This window comes from Nocardioides pacificus (assembly GCF_054775955.1).
In genome coordinates this window covers 4,993-21,107 of record NZ_BAAHCI010000009.1, presented here as the reverse complement: position 1 = coordinate 21,107, position 16,115 = coordinate 4,993, and the positions used below count along the sequence as shown (strand labels likewise).

Annotated in this window: 14 protein-coding genes; 9 read left to right on the top strand and 5 right to left on the bottom strand. The window is 70.6% G+C overall.

The features are described from left to right. Positions 1-71: 71 nt before the first annotated feature. The 5 genes from ACYU7L_RS13515 to ACYU7L_RS13495 are packed head-to-tail and all read right to left on the bottom strand — an operon-like array spanning position 72 to position 5,677. The gene (locus tag ACYU7L_RS13515; RefSeq protein WP_460797459.1) at positions 72-344 is read right to left on the bottom strand and encodes a hypothetical protein; all 273 of its coding nucleotides are present in this window, start codon (positions 342-344) and stop codon (positions 72-74) included. After that, positions 344-1,270 carry a DUF6668 family protein gene (locus tag ACYU7L_RS13510; protein ID WP_460797457.1) on the bottom strand — a complete coding sequence of 309 codons (927 nt, stop codon included), beginning with the start codon at positions 1,268-1,270 and terminating at the stop codon, positions 344-346. Before ACYU7L_RS13510 ends, ACYU7L_RS13515 begins: the two co-directional genes overlap by 1 nt. Beyond that, on the bottom strand, positions 1,267-2,898 hold the full coding sequence (locus ACYU7L_RS13505) for a hypothetical protein (RefSeq protein ID WP_460797455.1): 1,632 nt from the start codon (positions 2,896-2,898) through the stop codon (positions 1,267-1,269). The genes ACYU7L_RS13510 and ACYU7L_RS13505 overlap by 4 nt, the downstream gene beginning before the upstream one ends. A gap of 2 nt (positions 2,899-2,900) precedes the next feature. Next, positions 2,901-3,398, bottom strand: coding sequence for a hypothetical protein (locus tag ACYU7L_RS13500; RefSeq protein WP_460797453.1), 498 nt, complete (start codon positions 3,396-3,398; stop codon positions 2,901-2,903). 11 nt (positions 3,399-3,409) lie between these two features. Next, positions 3,410-5,677, bottom strand: a complete 2,268-nt coding sequence (locus tag ACYU7L_RS13495; RefSeq protein WP_460797494.1) for a peptidoglycan DD-metalloendopeptidase family protein — start codon at positions 5,675-5,677, stop codon at positions 3,410-3,412. Positions 5,678-6,196: 519 nt separating this feature from the next. Here ACYU7L_RS13495 and ACYU7L_RS13490 point away from each other — a divergent pair. The 9 genes from ACYU7L_RS13490 to ACYU7L_RS13450 all read left to right on the top strand — a co-directional run bounded on the left by ACYU7L_RS13490 (position 6,197) and on the right by ACYU7L_RS13450 (position 15,903). Further along, the gene (locus ACYU7L_RS13490; RefSeq protein ID WP_460797451.1) at positions 6,197-6,529 is read left to right on the top strand and encodes a hypothetical protein; all 333 of its coding nucleotides are present in this window, start codon (positions 6,197-6,199) and stop codon (positions 6,527-6,529) included. Between the two features lie 304 nt (positions 6,530-6,833). Continuing rightward, complete coding sequence (locus ACYU7L_RS13485) at positions 6,834-6,977, top strand: hypothetical protein (protein WP_460797449.1); 144 nt, start codon at positions 6,834-6,836, stop codon at positions 6,975-6,977. A gap of 384 nt (positions 6,978-7,361) precedes the next feature. After that, positions 7,362-9,296, top strand: coding sequence for a hypothetical protein (locus tag ACYU7L_RS13480; protein ID WP_460797447.1), 1,935 nt, complete (start codon positions 7,362-7,364; stop codon positions 9,294-9,296). A 137-nt stretch (positions 9,297-9,433) separates the two neighbouring features. Continuing rightward, entirely contained in the window at positions 9,434-10,600 is a 1,167-nt protein-coding gene (locus ACYU7L_RS13475; RefSeq protein ID WP_460797446.1) for an AAA family ATPase, read from the top strand. Between the two features lie 257 nt (positions 10,601-10,857). Next, positions 10,858-11,778: a ParA family protein gene (locus ACYU7L_RS13470; RefSeq protein WP_460797444.1), complete on the top strand. Its 921-nt coding sequence runs from the start codon at positions 10,858-10,860 to the stop codon at positions 11,776-11,778. A 239-nt stretch (positions 11,779-12,017) separates the two neighbouring features. Beyond that, a complete protein-coding gene (locus ACYU7L_RS13465) occupies positions 12,018-12,341 on the top strand; it encodes a ribbon-helix-helix domain-containing protein (RefSeq protein ID WP_460797442.1) in 324 nt (107 codons plus the stop codon). Between the two features lie 476 nt (positions 12,342-12,817). Further along, positions 12,818-13,726 carry a DUF4192 domain-containing protein gene (locus tag ACYU7L_RS13460; RefSeq protein WP_460797492.1) on the top strand — a complete coding sequence of 303 codons (909 nt, stop codon included), beginning with the start codon at positions 12,818-12,820 and terminating at the stop codon, positions 13,724-13,726. 303 nt (positions 13,727-14,029) lie between these two features. Further along, positions 14,030-14,665 (top strand): hypothetical protein, encoded by a 636-nt coding sequence (locus ACYU7L_RS13455; protein ID WP_460797440.1) that lies wholly within the window; start codon positions 14,030-14,032, stop codon positions 14,663-14,665. Between the two features lie 323 nt (positions 14,666-14,988). Then, positions 14,989-15,903, top strand: a complete 915-nt coding sequence (locus ACYU7L_RS13450) for an ArdC-like ssDNA-binding domain-containing protein (RefSeq protein ID WP_460797438.1) — start codon at positions 14,989-14,991, stop codon at positions 15,901-15,903. Positions 15,904-16,115: the final 212 nt, after the last annotated feature.

Below are 16,115 nucleotides of genomic sequence, written 5' to 3'. Positions count from 1 at the left end.
AGGAGTAGGGGGAACAGCGACCGCGTCGACGTACGACAGGGGCATCGACAAGGCGCTCATCAGGCGAGGCCTCAGACTGCGGCGATGCCGAGCGCGCCGAAGATGGCGCCAGCGGCGCCGAGGAAGACAGCGGCGACCAGCACGACAGCGGCTCCCATGCCGCCTTCGAACTGGCCGTGGCGGAGCGCGGAGAGGCCGGTCTTGCCCATCATCACGCAGAACGCGATGAACAACGCGACGCCCACCAGGCTCGTCGTCCAGCCCACCAGCAGGGCCAGCTTCTCGGTGCCCGGGGGCAGCGCCATCGGGAGGACCTGAGCAGTTTCTACGAGGTGAGTGATCATCAGGCGGAACCTTTCTCGAGGAAGGTGGTGGGGGTTGCTCGCGCGGCATCTGTGCTGCGGGAGTGTCTGTGTGCGGCCGCGGTTGCGGCCTTGTCCAGCAGGGACTTGCGCATCCGGCGCAGCCGCCCGCGGCTGGCTTCACCGGGCAGCTCGGGGTCGTGGCGGAAGTCCTCAGACCAGCCGAGTCGCCACGCGTGGGGCAGTGCGCGCTCGGCCGACTTCACCTCGCGCTGCAGCCCCCTGGACAGCGCCGGGGCGTCGTCGACCAGGACGACACCGAGGACCTCGATGGCATCCAGCCCGCCCGAGGCCCACTGCGCCGCGAGGCGGCGCACCAGCAGCAGGCCCTGGGCGTGCGTGCGGGCCACGAACACCACCGGCGTGCCCTGGTCGACCACGCCACCCAGACGGGTCCCGCAGTCGTGCGCGACCTCGCCCAGCAGCGATGCCACCGTCGAGGTGCCAGCGCCCCCGTGCAGGCCGCACACCTGCACGACCAGGCCGTCGCCGCGCTCCCCCGTGGTGAAGCTGGGGGGCGGGACCTCCAGCAGCGGGTCGAGTGGTGCGGGTGCGCCTGTGGGCTCAGCAGGGCCGCTCACCATCACCGGGGACAGGTCATCGTCGTGGTCGACGTCCTCGACTGCCTCGGTCTCCGCCGGCGGCAGCAGCGGGTTGCGGGCAGCCTCAGGTGCCGGCGCGCGCTTTGCGCGCAGTGAGGAGTGGAACCGGCCACCACGCACCCGCGCCTGCGGGTCGGGCTCGGGGGCCACCGGCGCGGCGGCTACCGGTTCGGGGGTCACCGGTTCGGGAGTGGTGACCGGTTCGGGGGTGGTGACCGGTGCGGGAGTCTCCGGCTCCGCGGGTCGCTCGGCATCTCGCATCGCGGCCTGGGCGGCTCGCTCCCACGGATTCTGTCGCTCGCTCATCGCTGCCCTCCGTTCTTCTCGGTCTCGACCGCGAACAGCACGGTCTTGTTGGTGCCGCCGCTGGCCACCAGGTAGCCGACCGACCCCGCGACCGCCTGAGGGGCGGTCAACGTGGTCGACGGCGCAGGCTGCGGCGCACCCAGTGATTCCGCGGTCGCGCCCTCAGCGGTCGCGACCAGGGGACGGCCCTCGCCGGTCCCGAACGCGATGTCGTCTCCCACCGCGGTGCTCTGCCAGTCCTGGGGAAGCTCGGCGTCGGTGCCCGTGGCCAGGTCGAGCGCGGTGGATCCGTAGATGCCCCACTCCCCCGCTGGCGCCGACTGCAGCGCTAGGCCATCGGTTTGCGTGGTTGCCTGCACCGCAGGGACCCAGCCGGAGATCCACTGCCGCTCCAGGCTCGCCGCGTCGTAGGCGGCCAGGCGGACGGTGTCGGTGCCCGCGTGGTCGGTGGCCTTGTAGGCCAGCACCAGCTGGGAGCCGGTCCACCCGGCAATCGAGTCGAACTCGGCGCCGTCCACCGGGTCCAGGAGCTGCGGGTCTCCGGCCAGTGACTCGCTGGCCGACTTCCAGACCTCGCCGCGACCGCCCACCACCAGCACCGACCCATCGGGCAACGGAGCGACCGGTGTGCCGGTCGCCGGGATCACCCGGGTCACCAGCTGGCCCTCAGACACGACCTGGACGTGGGTCTCATCGACCTTCACCAGCGGCCCGCTCGAGGTCATCACCACGCCTTGAGTCCCGCTCAGAGGCCACTCCCCCTCCTCTGTGCCCGTCTCGGGGTCCAGTGCCAGCAGCTCTTGGGTGGACGCCACCACCAGCGCCTCCTCCTCGTCGAGGCTCACCAGTGACGGGCCCGCCAAGACCGAGCCGTCGAGAGCGTCGTTGGTCCACTCGTGCAGCCCGTTGCTGCCGGTGTAGGCCGAGACCTCGGTACCTCCCTCGCGCACCGCGTAGACCCGCTCGGGGTCGGCCACGACCTGCGCGGTCGCCGACGCGAAGGTCTCGGTGCCCAGGTCCACCGACCATGCGGCCACCGCCGAGTACGGGGCCGGCGCCAAGACGGGAAGCTGGGTGGGGTCCGGGGACGTGGGACGCGCGGTCTCCTCGGAGCCGCCCATGCGGCTCAGCACGAACACCGTGAGCGGGGCTGCGATCAACAGAACCGACACCGCGAGCACCAGGACCATCAGGCACGAGACGCCACCCTTGGCGCCGGTGGGCTTCGCGGCAGATCCACCGCGTGAGCCGCTGACAGTGCCGGCGCTGTTCAGCTCGTGCACGCCGCCAGCGGCGTCGACAACCACGTTGAACACGGCGCCGTCGGTGCCGGTGACGCGGACCCGGATGGCCTTCAGCGGCCCCATTCGGCGCGCCGCCTTCGCAGCCGCGGCGTCGATCACCGCGCGCCGGACCGGCTCCAGCTCGGTGTCGCGCGCGAGGACGACGTCGTCGACCTCGCCCTGCAGGTCGCCGTCCTCGGTTTGACGGATCACCGCACGCACCATCGGGTACATCGGGACCTGCTCAGGGTCGAAGGACCGCGACTCACCCTCGGCGGGACCGTGGGGGTCAGGTGCACCGCTGGCAGAGTCGTCGCCGGGCTGGAACGGGTGTGCGAGTCGCATCGTCACGCCTCCCCGCTCGTCGGGTTTGCCGGGACAGCGGTCGTGACGACCCACCGTCCGCTGGCGGGGTCCTGGGAGACGCGCACGTCGACGACCAGGCCGTCGCTGTAGCGCAGCTCCACCTCACGCGTCGGGGTCTCCGACGGCGTCAGCGCACCCCCGCTGAGGTCGGTGAACGCCACAGACGGGATGTTGCGCAGATCAGTCCACTCATAGGAGTCGGCCAGCGCCGGGCTGATCAGCGGCCGCAGCCGCTCCAGCCACGCCTGGTGTCCCCCGCTGGTGTTGGTGAACGCGACCGCGTAGCTACGAGCGACCTCACGCCACGCGTCCTCCTGCGCCGGCGCGGGCTCCACGCTCGGCGACGCCGAGCCGGTGGGCTGCGACGTCGACTCCGAGGAGTCGTTGTCCCCGCCTGCCACCAACGCATAAGCGATGCCCGTGCCCACGCCGAGCACCAGGCCGACGGCGGCAATGCGCCAAGCCCACTTCGTAGTCATCTGTGGTCTCCTCATCGGCTCGCCGGCACGTTCCTGGGGGCGGTCCCGCTGATCTGCTGGGCCAGCCACGTCACGGGGTTGACGTTGTCGGGGCCATAGATCGACCCGCCACGCGTATGGACCTCGAAATGCAGGTGACAACCGCGGGAGTTGCCCAGGTTGCCCACGGCGCCGATCTGCTCGCCGGTCTGGATCCGCGCGCCGGCGCTCACGGTGACGTTCTGCATGTGGGCGTACCAGGTCGTCAGGCGCCCGGGACCCTGGCTGATCTTCACCAGGTAGGGGCCAGCCCAGGCCTGGTGGCGGTCGATGATCACCGTGCCCGCGTGCGCCGCGCGGACCGGTGTCCCGCACGGCGCGGACAGGTCGTTGCCGGTGTGCCAGCTCGAGCGGATCGGGCTCACCTCGCGCCAGTTGTCCTGGTCGATGTAGATCCCCGGCGGCAGCGGTGTCGTCACGTTGCCGGTCGTCGAGCCGTACCCGGTGCCGGCGTTGCCGTGCACGCTGACGTGCACGTGATCCATGTGCGCAGACGTCGGGTCAGTCGCCCCCGAGGGGTGGCTGTAGGGGCGCCATCCGGTGTCGCCGGCGTTCCAGATCCGGGCCCGCCAGATGAGGTAGGTGATCCCGAACTCGCGGGCGTGCTGCTGCAGCCAGGCCGCGATCGCATCGCCCTCGGCGATCCCGCTGGCCGTGCTCCAGTTCCTGATCATCACGTCGACCGCGAGCCCCTTGGGGTGGTCGCTCTTGGAGTTGGCGCTGCGCTCCCCCACGCCGGCGTAGTCGTGGGGGCCGAACGAGGCCTGCACGCACCGCAGCACCGCCAGAGCGTCGGGCTTCAACCCCTCCTCGACCGCCAGGCCGGTCGGGGCGCACGTCGTGGCGCCCACGGGTGTCGCGCACGCCGACGCGTCGGTGGCCTCGCTCATCAGCGCGGCAGTCGTGGCGTCGAGCTGTGCGAGCAGCCGCCGAGCGAGGTCCTCGTCATCGGCGTAGGCGTCGGGGAAGCCGGAGCGCTGAACCGCCTGGGCGGCCTCGCTGACACGCATCTGCTCCCACCCGGCGATGTCGAGCAGCCCCGGGTTGTTGGTGTGGGCTGCGCGGCCGTAGAACGCCCGCGTGGCCAGCACCGGGTTCCTGATCTGCGCCGAGCTGCCCCAGCCGGTCGAGGGGCGCTGCTGGAACAGACCCAGCGAGTCGCGGTCGCCGTGATCGAGGTTGCGCAGGCCCGACTCCTGCAGAGCCGTCGCCAGGGCGACGACGTGCGCCTGCGGCGGTACACCGAGGTCGTTGCCGACCTTCACGATCGTGGCCGCGTTGCGCGCCTGCTCGCCTGCGAGGCCGGCGATGTTGACCTGCTCGGCCGCCGCCGCTGGCGCGGCCGGCGGGCCCGGGAGACGGTTCTTCGCGGCGTTGGTCTTCCCCAGCCGGAACGTCGCCCACAGGCCGTGGTGGTCGGAGTTCAGGGGCTGGGCGCCCTGCGCGAGCGGGGTCGCGGCATCGGTGGGGTAGAAGATCATGTCGATGGCGGCGCCGCCGTCGTGGGCGTCGAGCCGTCCCAGCTCGTCGAAGGTGGGGGCGTACCCGTACGGCGCCAGCTTCTTGCGCGGGCCCCACGGGTCATCAGCGTTGTACTGGCTGTTCATGTCGCCGGCGATGAACACCGGCCCCTGCGGCGAGAGGCGCTCAGCCAGCGCGGCGACCTTGTCCATCCCCGCCGCGTAGAGCTGCTGGCGCAGCGGCTTGTTCGGTCCGATCCGCGCCGGGTTCACCATGTGGTGCATCGAGACCATCGAGAACCGGCCACCCTCCGCGTCGCGCAGCGTGACCCAGGTGGCTGCCCGGGAGCGGTCCCACCGCTGAGGCCCCTGGGCCAGGATGATCACGCGGCCGCTGTCGACCTTCGTCCACCGATCCGCCCGGTAGAGCACGGCCGTGCCGTCGGCCCCGTGGTTCGGGACGCGCCAGAGCTTGTAGCCCGCCGGGGTGATCTCGCGGTCCGAGCGACGCGACACCTCGTTGAGGGAGACCGCATCCGGTCCCGAGCCCACGACCGTCATCAGGTCCGAGCGGAAGCCCGCCGCGGAGACCGACCCCTTGATGTTGGCGTGCGCGATCCTCAGGTCCCCCTGAGCGCCGTCGCCGGTCACGGTGTTTCCCACCGGTGCCGTTCCGCCCGGGAAGCACGACGCCGCCTCGACTGCCGGCTCCATGATCAGCACCACCACGATCACGGGCAGCAGCAGGAGAACGCCCACGCCCAGCCCGATGCCCCGCATCCCGCTCACAGCGGACCCCGAGCAGACCAGAGCATCCCGCCGGCGGGGGGATGTGCGTGGCCGCGCCTTGGGGTTCTGAGCCGGCCACGCACTGAGAGGTCGACCGCAGCCCGCGGGAAGCCGCGACCGACCAGCATGAGACGACAGGACGCGCGGTGGGGGCACCGGCTGTCAGGGCGCGCGGGCACGCTGCATCGCGTCCCCACCTGGACCGTTTCCCGAGAACGGCTCAGCATCACGACTCCCCCGAGACGATTCGAACCTGAGCACACCCTAGAGCCGACCGCGGACAACGGCCCCTGGCTTCCCCCACCAATCGGACGCCCGGTCGTGTCTTGCCCCCGCCCCTGTGCGCTCCAAACCACCGCGACACCCTCCGCTCCCGAGAAGGAGGCAGACATCGCCTCCGTGCAGGTACGCTAACAGATAGTCTGGTTTAAACGAACTAGTTTGGGGGGATCATGCTGTGAGCGATCGACCGACCGCCCACCACTGGGGCAATGCAGGCAGAATGCGGGCGTGCCCCGCCTCATTCGCGTTTCAATCGAGACGCCCGTGACTGTCGATGCGGCGACCCGCGTGTTCGGCACGCCACTGCGGGTCCACCTGGTTCGCTACTTCCTCGACAACCCTGGGCCCCAGAAGGATGCGGCCGCTGCACTCGGCGTGACCCGCGGGGTGGTGTCGGCCAACACTGCCGCGCTCATTGCAGACGGCGTTGTCGTCGAGACTCCGAGCGCGGATAAGCGGTCCCACACCTATCGGGTCGACAGGGGCCGCTTGAGCGAGCTGCTAGACGCGCTACGCGACTTCACCCTCCCGCCCGACGTTAGTCTTGATAAATCGGACTAGCTTGGGCAGGCTTTCACTGTCTAGGGGAGTTCGACGGACCTCGTGCAGCGCCCCAGGGGCGCGACGCCTGCTCACGGTGGCGCGGACGGCTCACTGGCCCCATCAACAACATGCGCGACACACCCCAATCAATGCATTACGTGAGCGCCCTATGGCGCAAGGATGGTGCGCACGGATGCATTCATTACCGGAGGTGGCACCCATGGCCGCAGTTAAGGGTCGTCGTCGTCGTTCCGCGGACAGCGGAGTGACGGTGCCGATGCAGGGACACGTCTCGCCTGAGACGCGCCTCAAGGCACGTGCCGTGGCTGACGCCCTGGGCGTGTCCATGGGCCAGTACCTCGACACGCTGGTCGCCAACGATCAGCTCGACGAGGACGGCCGCCCGGTGTGGTGGATCGAGCCGGACCCGCAGCAAGACGCGCTCTTCGAGAGGAACGCTTCCTAGGACTCCATTAGGTCGGGGCAGTGCCCCGAAATGACTGATGACCACCGCGCCAACGGTGGCCATCTAAGTCGAAGGACCGAATGTGCCGTTCGGTTCCATCTGCAGCCCCACTCCGAAGCAAGGAGGAAGAGGTGGCTTTGTGCTGCCCACGATAACACCCGACCCCGCAGTTGCCAGGACCGTCGCAACAAATCTCAGCCCGCGTGTCGCACGAGGTTGCGGCCCGGTGCATGAGCCTGTGCGACCGCACGGCGTATGCCTGTGACCGGGCAACTCGTCAGCGCGCTAGACCGGCGCCTCTTTGAGGCGTCGGGGTGGTTCGTCATTGACGCCGGTCAGAGGAAGGTCGGCGATGCTGAGTCGCTGAGGCATGCCCTGGTGTTGGTGGAGCAGGGTCGTGCGGCCGCTGTGGTGGGACGTCTCGCCCGTGATGTGGCCGCGGTCGATGTCGATGCCGGCGGTGTGGAGGGTGACGCGATTGCCGAGCACCTGGCCGGGTGGCTGACCGGTCGGGGCCGCTGGCACCTGCTGCGGCCTTCTGGTGGTGGGCCGGGCCGCTGGCACGTGCTGTGTCTGCCCGGGGAGGACACGGCTGCTTTCGCGGCGTATGTCGAGGATCTGCGGATCACTTACGGTCTCGCGAAGGTGCAGGTCGATCACCGCGGGGTGGGTGGCGGGTCGCACACGCTGCGTCCTCTGTCGTCTCCGCACCGCCGCACCGGCGTCGTTCCGGCCCCGCTGGGCACTGCGGAGCAGTTGCGTGCCGCGCTGGCGGCGCTGCCTCGCGCACCGAAGGCACGGACGAAGTCGGCCCGGACCAGGCGTGCGGACCGGGCAGCCGGAGCGGCCGCGACCCGGGGTCTGGTCCCTCTCCCCCGGGCCCGCCGCGAGGTCGAGCCGCGCTGGCAGGCATGGCTCGAGGGCCGTGGCCCGGCGCCGGTCGTCTTGGGTCCGGACCAGTCGCGATCGGCGATCGAGCTGGCGGCTACCTCGGCGATGGTGCGCGCCGGACTCGACATCGATGAGGCATGGCAGCGTGTCCTGACCGCCCGTGGCGGCGCGTTCGAGCGCAGCCGCGACCGCGGCCGCGGCTGGTGGACCCGGCACCACTGGGACACCGCGGTGCAGACCGACACCGCCTGGCGCACCACCCACCCCGAGGGTTCCTCGCAGGGCCCCGCGGCGCTGACGCCGTCGGAGAGCACCCGGGCGGCCGTCGCGGCCGCGAGACGCGCCCTGAGCGCCTTGCAGTGGACCTTCGGGCCCCGGCAGCGCCACTCCATCCTCCTGGTGGCGCACACGCTGCTCGAGCGGATGCTGCGCGTCGACGAGCTCGCGGTGCCCTGTCCCCTGCGTGACCTCGAGCTGGACACCGGCCTAGCCCGCGGCACGGTCCTGAGCGCCCTGCGTGCCCTGCACGGCCCGCTGGGGAGGCGGCTGGAGTCCTTCGACCACTCCCGGGCGGACTCCTCCAGCCACGTCTTCGAACTCGATCCTCGCTTCGCCAAGACGGACCTGTCGCTACTTGAACCACCTGGCTTCACACCCACCCCCCGCCACCCCGGCCTGTGGGCCGCTCTGGCCCCCACCGCCCACTCGGTCTGGCAGGCCCTCCCCCGTCCCGAGGGCGTACTGGTGACTGAGGCTGAGCTGGGGCAAGAGGCTGGGCTCACGCATGGACCCACCGACCTGCCCACCCCTCGCCAGCTCCGCACGCTTAGGTCAGTCCTCGAAGAGCTGGAGACGGCAGGTCTGGCTCAGCGTGACCCCGAAGGTCACTGGCAGCGCGCGGCGACCCCGACGGCCTGCCACCAGCGCAGGGGCTCCGCGACGCGTCGACTGCTGCTGGAGCGCATCGCCCGCGAGCGCGCCGAGTACCGCGCAGGCGCCTGGAGCCGCTGGCACCGTGAACGACTCGCCGTGCTGCGCCGCACCCGCACCCGCCAGCGCGACTGGTGGAGCTCGCTGCCCGAGCAGGCACGCCAGACCCGACGTCAGCAGCTCGTCCAGTGGTACGCCCAGCTCAGTCAAGATGAGCAGTTCGAGCGACGCGGCCGCATCGCCGCGACCCGGCACCGTGCCGGCGAGCCCAGCGAGCGCTCCCTGCACGCCGCCTGGTCGCGCCAGTTCACCCGCGCCGAGCAGGCCGACGTCTCGGCCGCGTGGCAAGCCAAGTTCGCCGCCCTCTCCCCCCACGAACGCCAGCTACGTCGACACAAGCTCGACGACCACCGCCGCCGCTGGGGACTCCCCCCCACCTGGTCGACCGCCTCCTCCCCCGCCCAGACCCAACTCAGGGCATCGAGCGTGGCGGCGTAAGCCATGACATCGCCGGGCGGGCCCGATGCCCGCTGTTGACCAGGTCGCACCTGATGTGCTCGTGGCGCCGAACCGCGGAACCAGATACCTTCCGATATCTAGACTCCAGTTATCGGAACCTATCTGAGGCGGTTGCAGTGCTTCCCAGCCCCTACTCCCCCGGCTCAGCGCCTGGCTACCTCGCCGGTCGCGGCCGCGAGCTCGACGACATCCGCACCCGCCTGGCGCGCATCAGCGCGCTGGGCCGATCCGGCGGACCGCTCCTCGCCTTCTACGGCTCCCGCGGCCTCGGAAAGACCTCCCTGCTGCGCCAAGCACAACGCGAAGCCCGCGCCAACGGCTACCTCACCGTCTGGGTCACCGGCCGCGACGACGTCGACATGGCACCCGAGCTCGCCCGCTCGCTCAGCGAGGAGATCCGACGCGAGTCCTTCGGCGAGCGCGCCAAAGGCCTCCTGCACAGCCTCGACAAGGTCCAGGTCGAGTTCGGCATCCCCGGCGCCAAGGTCGGCGTCGAGGTCGCCGCAGCACGCAGCAGCGCCGCAGTCGAGTCGCTGCTCGAGGACGCGGGCCGGTTCGCGCGCAACCACGACCGCGGCGGCCTCGCCGTCTTTGTCGACGAGTTCCAAGAGGCCCGCGTCGGCGATCGCCGCTCCCTGCTGATCGCGCTCCAGCACTTCGACGGCGCACCCGACGGCTGCCCCGTCGCCATCATCGGCGCCGGCCTCCCCTCCGTGCTCGGCGCAGTCCCCGAAGCCGCCACCTTCGGCGAACGTACCAAGTTCGTCGAAGTAGGCCTCCTCACCGACGTCGCCGTCGCCGAAGCCCTCCGCCTGCCCGCCAGAGACCTCCAGGTCACCTGGTCCGACCACGCCATCGACGAGGCCATCGCCGCAGCACGCGGCTACCCCCACCGCGTCCAACTCATCGGCGAGGCTGCCTGGGACGCAGCCCGCCCAGACACCGGCGGGCGGATCGAGACCGGACACGTCCGCCAGGGCCTCGAAGCAGCCGACCAGCAGATGGCCACCCTCTTCCGCTCCCGGATGGCCAAGGCCACCGAACCCCAACGCCGCTTCCTGGGCGCCATGGCCGCACTCGGCGACGGCCCCGTCGCACGAGCCGAACTCGCCACCCAGCTCCAGACCTCCACCACCTCCATCAGCGACGTCCGCCAACAACTCATCGACCGCGGACTCATCGAACCCGCCGGCTACGGCGAACTGCGGTTCACCATCCCCGGCTTCGCCACCTACCTCCGCGACCAGACCCACCGCGACACAGGAGTCGACCCCGCCCAGTAGCAACCCGGCCTCCTCCCCCCATCCCGGTCCGGCAGCCCGCCGATGGCGCAGCCATACTGCCCAAATAGCGCTGGCGGTACCGCTGCACTAGTGCATGCACTACGACATGTCGTAGCGGTTGACCCGCTGCGTTTACTACCGCAAGCAGTAATGCAAGGCGTAGTGCATCGCGTATGGCTGCATTACTCTGCGCCATATCAGGAAACTAGCGGCGTGGCTACCGCATCAACTACCGCCCAGCAGCGAGGATGTCGCCCATGAGCAGCAATCTCAGTCGCGTGGTCACCTTCGCCAACGGCAAGGGGGGAGCGGGCAAGACGACCTGCTCGGTGAACGTCGCCGGCCTCAGCGCGGCCGCAGGCTGGCGGACGCTGCTGATCGACCTCGACCCGCAAGCCAACGCCGGCCACGACCTGGGCTACAACTGGCCCGACGAGTCCGGGCACGTCGGCACCGACCACGGCGCCCACCTGGTCAACGCGCTGACCAACGGCCAACAACTCGCACCAGTCCTGGCCGCGGTGCGCGAGAACCTCGACGTCATCTGCGGGGGAGCGCGCCTCGACGACCTCGAGGACATCATCGCCGGCCGCAGCCGCCGCACCGAAGACACCCGCCAGCTCCTCGCCGACGCCCTCACCCCCATCGCAGCCGACTACGACCTGATCGTCATCGACACCCCGCCCACACGCCCCGTGCTGCTCCAACTCGCCCTCGCCGCGAGCCGCTGGGTCGTGGTCCCCACCAAGAGCGACCGCGGCAGCATCGAAGGACTGCGTGCACTGGCCGACCAGATCGTCCGAGTCCGCGCCACCAACCCCGAGATCGCCATCCTCGGCGCCGTCCTCTTCGACACCGGCACCAGCGCCACCCGCATCCGCAGCAACGCCGCAGACGACATCCGCAGTGTCCTCGGCGGCGCCGGCGAGCTCTTCGAGTCCGTGATCCGCCACGCCGAGGGCGTCGCCGTCGAAGCCCGCGAGCGCGGACGTCTCGTGCACGAGATCGCCGCCGCAGTCTCCGACGCCGAACCCTGGTGGGTCGCCCTCAAGGAAGGACGCCGCCCCGAACGTCTCCCCGGCAGCGCACCCGCCCTGGCCGACGACTTCGTGATGCTCACCCAAGAGATCCTCCAGCGCATCGCCCAGCACGAAGAGCAGGAGACCCAGAGCGCATGAGCGAACGACGCGCCCTCGCACCGGCCCCCGGTCTGCAGTCCATCCCCGGACCACCGCCACGCACCCGAACCACCGCCGTACCGCCCCCGAAGCCCGCCCGCACGGCACCCAGCGCACCACCGCCCGCCGAGGACACCACCCAGGCGAGCACTCAGCGCGCTCAGGAACGTCCCTCCTCAGGGCCTCGACCCCGCCAAGCGGAAGCCACCCCGGTACGGGCCACGACCTTCACCCTGCCCGTGGAGCTACGCGACCAGATCCGCGTTGCGTCCACCGACAGAGGAATCACCCTCGCCGAACTGGTCCTGGGGGCCATCGAGCGCACCCAACACCACCTGAGCGACCTCGTCGCCAACGAACGCCCAGCCGCCAGCCAAGCCAGCGGGGGACTGTTCCCCGACACCCCACGCAGCGCGCGGCGCTCCACCGAGGCGCGCGTCACCATCAGCATCCGCCTCAGCGCCGCCAACCTCGCCGTCCTCGACCAGCTCGTGGTCCAACACCACGCCGACAACCGCTCCCAGCTGATCACCGCCGCCCTGCGTGGCGACCTCGCCCACTGACACCTGCGGGCCGGCGAGCCCGTCTGGACGCTGGACCGGCTAGCTACGCCGCAACATCGATCCCGGCAAGAACCGCGTCGAGAACCTCGACCAGGACCACATCCGGCTCCTGCCGCCCGAGAGCCCACCGAGCAGCAGGTGAGCGGAGCGACCGCCAACAGAGGCCGTTCGTACGCCGCGACCCTACGGGCCGCGACCCCACTTCTCCCTAGAAGCAGGACTTTCTCCTCCCCGGGCTGTCGATTCTGGGCCGCGGCCACCTCTGCGCAACCCCCGCACCTACGGCGCCGCCACGCCGACTCGGCGCTCGCGAGCTCGCTGACTTCCTCCCCACCGCGCCGGAACCGGGGGTTGCACTCCGGCGCCCCATCGCGGCACGTCACCTCAAAGCGCCCGGGGAAGGCGAAAAACCGTCGGCAACCCAGACGCCACCACCCGTCTCCCGGCGCAGAGAGAGGTCACCGTGACCACCATCCATCAACACCCCCGCCGAACTCATCGCGACCGTCCCGCACATCCTGGGGTTCACCCCCCACGACAGCCTCGTGACCGTCGGTCTCGGATCCGGCCCGGCACCCACCGCGCGCGTGGACCTGCCCCACCACGGCGAGAGCGCCGAGGCCCTGACCGGGGCACTGGTTCCGGCCTACCGCACCCACGGCGTCGAGCGGGTATTCCTGATCGCCTACAGCGATGACCTGTTGCTGGCCAGCGACACCCTGCGCCAGGTGGCCGAGGCGTTCACCGGGACCAGTGAGGTCCTGGCCACCATTCACGTACATGCTGACACGTGGCTCGACGTTCAAACGGGGATCGGTGGCACCGTCGATGAAGAGACCCAGACCCGCACCCAAACCGAGTTCATCGCCGCCGGACGAGTCGCCCCCGAGACCTCCCGCGAGGCCCTGGCCGCCAGCGTCGCGCCCGTGGACCAGACACCCATCGAAGAGGTGCTCTCCCAGGCCGTTCAGCGCAACGACCAGGCCGAGGACCTGCACGGCTGGGTCCAGAGCCTCACCGCTGGCTTCGCAGGCGACCAAACCCGCCTCAACGACCTGGACGCGGCCCGGCTGCTGCTCGCCATCGCCGACCTCGAGATACGCGACGCCGCGATCGCGGCCATCGACCGCGAGACCGCGGTCGCTCACGTGGCGATGTGGCGCGACCTGGCCCGCCGCGCCCCCGAGGCACTGCGGACCCCGACCGCCGCGATCCTCGCGCTGACCGCCTGGCTCAGCGGAAACGGCGCACTCGCGTGGGTCGCGATCGACCTCATCGAGAACCCGGCCACCTACACCCTGGCCTACCTCGTGTCACGGATGCTCACCGACGCCATCCACCCCAGCGCCTGGCAAACCTTCCGCACCGCCACCAACATCACCTGAGTCGGCTCGCTCCGGCACCCCACACCCCGGGGTGCCGGAGCACCCCGGGCGGTCACCAGCGGGAGAGTGGCGCTTCTGCGCGCCGGCTGGGGAGGGTCGGCCCTCCCCAGACCCACCCGGGAGCCGCGTCGTCCCCTCAAGCCCGCGCCGACCTCACCCCCAGCTCGGTGGCGACCGGCGAACAGAGGCCGGTCGGCGACCCGACTGAAGTTCCGCGTTCGTCTGACCCAGGGCGTTGTTGCTGCGGATAATGGGTCACACAAGAACTCTCCGCTCTTCGGGGCGACCTTTGATCGGACACACATGTCACGCCTTCTGGGGGTCCGCCTCCTCGCCGTCACGCTCACCGCTGCCGTCGCCCTGGGCGCACCGATCGCTGCCCACGCCGAGCGCGTGGTAGCACAAGACCCGGCAGGCGACGTCATCTACCAGGACGTCAATGAAATGGACGAGGAGGAGGGCCCGCTGGCGGTGACACCGGACAACACGGCCGTCGACATCACCCGCACCATCGTCAACCACCGCGCACACCGACTGCGCCTGACCATGAGACTGCGCGACCTGCGCAGCCGCGGGTTGCTCTACACCGCCTTCGAGGTCTCCACTCCGAAGCAGACCTACGCGCTCATTGCCGTTCGCCACGGCGGCCGCCGCACGAACGTTCAGACATTCTTGGAGACCCGGGGGAGTGAGGTGAAGTGCCGGGGGCTACGCGTTTCGCTCGACTCTCAGACCGACGCAGTCACGGCCTCAGTGCCGAGCAAGTGCCTGAACTCGCCGCGCTGGGTCAAGATCGGCGCGGCCACCTACACCGTAAAGGTGAAGGCCGACGGGACGGACGTCCGGAGCTTCAGCGATGACGCCCACCAGGCCGGGGTCTCCAGCGGCGACGCTCTGAGTTACCCCCTGGCCATGGGCACGAAGGTGCGACGTAGTTGACGGCCAGACCACGGCGACCGGCGACGGAGGCCGGCCGTACGCCACGGCCCGCGGCCGTGACCACCTTCTCCTAGAAGCAGGTTCTCTCTCCCCGGTCATCCGATTCTGGGCCGCGGACACCTGCGTGCAACCCCGCGCTACGCGCCGGCGCCGGGTGCTCGGCGCTCGCGAGCTCGCTGACTTCCTCCCACCCGCCACCGGTACCGGGGTGGCACTCCGGCGTCCTTATGCGGCCCTGACTCTTCCTTGCCCGGGGAGGGCGAAAAAGGGTCGGCAACGCAGAGCCGAGCACCCGGCCCCGGCGCAGGATGGAGCACCGGAAGATGGTTGCGAAGAAGATCAAGAAGCGCCCCACCAAGAGCCCCGAGGAGCGCCGTGCCGAAGCCCAGGTGTTGCACGACACCCTGACCGCCCAGGCCGAGGCACTGGCCGAGTCGGGGGAGTGGGCGCGGTTCCTGGAGTTCGTGGGCTCGTTTCACGCCTACTCGTTCAACAACCTGATGTTGATCCTCGCCCAGCGCCCCGAGGCCACCATGGTGGCCGGATTCCGCCAGTGGCAGGCCAAGGGCCGCCAGGTGCGCAAGGGCGAACGCTCCATCAAGATTCGCGGGTACTCCACCAAGAAAGTCACCCAGGAGGACCCCGAGACCGGCGACGAGGTCGAGCGCCGCCTAGCGCGGTTCCCCGTCCTGTCGGTCTTCGACATCTCCCAGACCGACCCCATCGAGGGAGCCGAGCCCCTGCCCGAGCACCCCGCCCAGCGCCTCACCGGCGACGACCACGCAGGCATCTTCGAGGCGATGGCCGAGCACATGAGTGGTCTCGGGTGGAGCGTGACCCGCGAGCGGATCGCCGGGGAGCTGAACGGCTACACCACCACCGACGGGACCCGCCGCATCGTCGTCGACGCGGACCTGACACCGGTCCAGGCCGCCAAGACGATGCTGCACGAGGCTGCCCACGCCACCCTGCACGTCGACGAGGACGGCGCCGGCGACGCTGCCGAGTACGTCGCCCACCGGGGTCGGTTCGAGTGCGAGGCCGAGTCGGTGGCCTACGTGCTGGCCGGGCTCCTCGAGGTCGACACCTCCGCCTACAGCGTCGGCTACGTCACCACCTGGACCAAGGGCGAGGTCGACGCCGTGCGCGCCTGCGCCGAGAACGTCCTGCGCGCCGTGCACCAGCTGGCCCCGGCCCTGCTCGACGACGTCGACCAAGCCGCCGATGCGGCCGCCTGAACGACCGGCCATGACCCGCGCGACGCCGGGGCCTACGCGGCCGGGGAGGACAGCCTGATTCCCGGGTGTGTCCTCCCCAGCTGCGGCCACCTCGTCGACGAGGCCGGCGAGGTCTGCCCCGTGTGTCTGGGCCTGTGGGGTCCCTACCTCAAGCGGGTCGGCGACCCCTCGCCGTGGCAGCCCACCAAGCGACCCGCGTGCGGCCACAGCTG